Origin of the sequence: Mesorhizobium sp. M7A.F.Ca.CA.004.04.2.1, assembly GCF_004022825.1 — a bacterium.
In the GTDB taxonomy this organism is placed as follows: domain Bacteria; phylum Pseudomonadota; class Alphaproteobacteria; order Rhizobiales; family Rhizobiaceae; genus Mesorhizobium.
In genome coordinates, this window is sequence record NZ_RZPH01000988.1 from 1 (window position 1) to 2180 (window position 2180).

The 2180-nt window shown below is 66.5% G+C and carries 3 protein-coding genes; 1 reads left to right on the forward strand and 2 read right to left on the reverse strand.

All coding sequences use genetic code 11. From position 1 onward, the window contains the following. Positions 1-49 precede the first annotated feature (49 nt). Positions 50-988: an alpha/beta hydrolase gene (locus tag EN893_RS30200; protein WP_206517099.1), complete on the forward strand. Its 939-nt coding sequence runs from the start codon at positions 50-52 to the stop codon at positions 986-988. Here the strand turns inward: EN893_RS30200 and EN893_RS30205 are convergent. Together EN893_RS30205 and EN893_RS30210 are read right to left on the reverse strand one after the other, a co-directional pair. Then, on the reverse strand, positions 968-1516 hold the full coding sequence (locus EN893_RS30205) for an MgtC/SapB family protein (RefSeq protein ID WP_127271137.1): 549 nt from the start codon (positions 1514-1516) through the stop codon (positions 968-970). The two genes, EN893_RS30200 and EN893_RS30205, sit on opposite strands and share 21 nt — an antisense overlap. A 141-nt stretch (positions 1517-1657) precedes the next feature. Continuing rightward, positions 1658-2180: sensor histidine kinase (locus tag EN893_RS30210; RefSeq protein WP_164901245.1), on the reverse strand; the 523-nt coding region annotated here is incomplete at its 5' end.

The following is a 2180-nucleotide window of genomic DNA, read 5'->3' on the forward strand; positions in this document are numbered from 1 at the left end:
GCATTGCAACCAAACCCGTTTGCCGCCGTTGCGCGTGCCGGAGGCGATCATGTTCGAGGGTTTCCAAGGCGCGGAAATCGACACCGGCGATGCCAACATATTCTGCCTGCGCGCCGGCGGCGGGCCACCGCTGCTGTTGCTGCACGGCTTTCCGCAAACGCATCTGATGTGGCGCGACATCGCCCCCGCTCTGGCCAGCCGGTTCAGCGTCGTCTGCGCCGACCTGCGCGGCTATGGCCGCAGTTCGTGTCCGGCATCCACTCCCGACCACGCCCCCTATGCCAAGCGCACCATGGCCGCCGATATGATGAGGCTGATGGAGAAGCTGGGTTTCAGCAGCTTCATGGTCGCCGGCCATGATCGCGGAGGGCGTGTCGCCTACCGCATGGCGCTCGATCATCGGGGCAGCATCGACAGGCTCGCCGTTCTCGACATCGTGCCGACCGCCGATGCCTGGGACCGGGCCGACGCCAGGCTGGCGCTGGGTTATTGGCCATGGTCGCTGCTGGCGCAGCCCGAGCCGTTGCCGGAAAAGATCCTGTCCAGCGCCGCCGAGGCGATCGTCGACAATGCGCTCAACGGCTGGGGCTCGTCGTCATCGGCGTTTCCAGCCGAAGTGCGTCAGGCCTATGTCGAGGCCTTGCGCGCGCCTGCCCACGCCCATGCCATCTGCGAGGAATATCGGGCGGCAGCCACGCTCGATCGCGAGCACGACCATGCCGACAAGGCAGCCGGCCGGCGCATTCGCTGCCCGCTGCTGGCGCTATGGAGCGGTCAGGGCGCGTTGGCGCAATGGTATGCCGGCGAAGGCGGGCCGCTGGCGCTGTGGCGCGGCTGGGCCGACGATGTGCGCGGCCAGGCGATGCCGGGCGGGCACTTCTTTCCCAAGGAGAACCCGGCGCGCACGGCCGATCTGCTGGCCGGCTTCTTCGGTGAAACCAGTCACGGCATCTCTCGGCGAACGGGATTACCTTCGCCCTCCCTTTGATCGGGCCGAGGCCCCCTCCTTCTCCGCCTTTGCCTGACTGCCTTCATCACCGGCGGCAAGGCCGGGCCCGCGTTCGAACCGGCGCAGAAAGCCGGCAACTATCAGCACGATCAGCGTGCCGAACCCGGCCACTTGCCAAAGACCCAGTCCGCAGGCGACGCCGATCGCGCCCGCCAGCCACATGCCGGCGCCGGTCGTCAGCCCATGCACCTCGCCGCGCGAAAACATGATCGAGCCGGCGGCGAGGAAAGCGACGCCGGCGGTCACCGCCTCGACCACCCGGATCGGATCGACCTTGACCGATTCCCCCGCGAACATCGGCGCGTGCACGATCTCGACCGTCAGGATGCCGAAGGTGGCGGCGGCGACGCAGACGAGGATATGCGTGCGAAGTCCGGCCGGGCGATTGCGCCATTCGCGTTCGAAACCGATGACCGCGCCATAGAGGGTGGCCAGCAACAGCCGCGCCGCGATGACCGGAAACGAGGTGTAGGTGGAATGGCCGAATTCCTCGACGAGCTGTTCCATGATGTCCCCTCCAAAAGCTTGACGCCACAACGCGGCCACCGGGTCGCGGTTCCTGAATCCACGGCCAGGTGCGGCAAGGATGCGGCCGCTTTTGAATACGCATCTGCCAAAGGGAGGTTGATGGAGCCAATCCTCAAGGCCTCAGGACGTTTCGGTTTCGGGCACGTCGGCGCCGAGCTGCGGAACGATGATCGAAGCCAGCGGCGCCGTCAGGGACCATTTGAGATGGCCCGGGCTGCGATCCAGCACCGCCAAGCCGTTCAGCGATTGCGGCGCGACCCGTTGCAGGACGACGGTGCCGAAACCCTTGCGCGTGCTTTCGTCCCGCCGCTCTCCCTCGCGCACCGGCATCGTCTCGTCCCAAACCAGATGAATTTCCCGCTTGTCAGAAACGCCTTCGACGATCCGCCAGGTGATCTCGAGCCGCCCGGCCTCGCTCGCCAGCGCGCCATATTTTGATGAGTTGGTGCCGAGCTCATGAAATGCCATGCCGAGATTCTGCACGGCGTTCGGCTGCAGGGTCAAAAGCGGCCCGGAGAGCGATACCCGCGCCTCGTGGCCGAACGGCTTGAGCTGCTCCTGGGCGAGGTCGAAGAGGCTGGCGCCGGCCCATTCCGAGTTCACCAGCAGATCGTGCGACCGCGACAGCGCCATGATGCGGGAG

Excerpts from the sequence above, each read along its gene's own strand:
- EN893_RS30200 (WP_206517099.1), top strand. The coding sequence starts at position 50 with ATGTTCGAGGGTTTCCAAGGCGCGGAAATCGACACCGGCGATGCCAAC.
- EN893_RS30205 (WP_127271137.1), bottom strand. The coding sequence starts at position 1,516 with ATGGAACAGCTCGTCGAGGAATTCGGCCATTCCACCTACACCTCGTTT.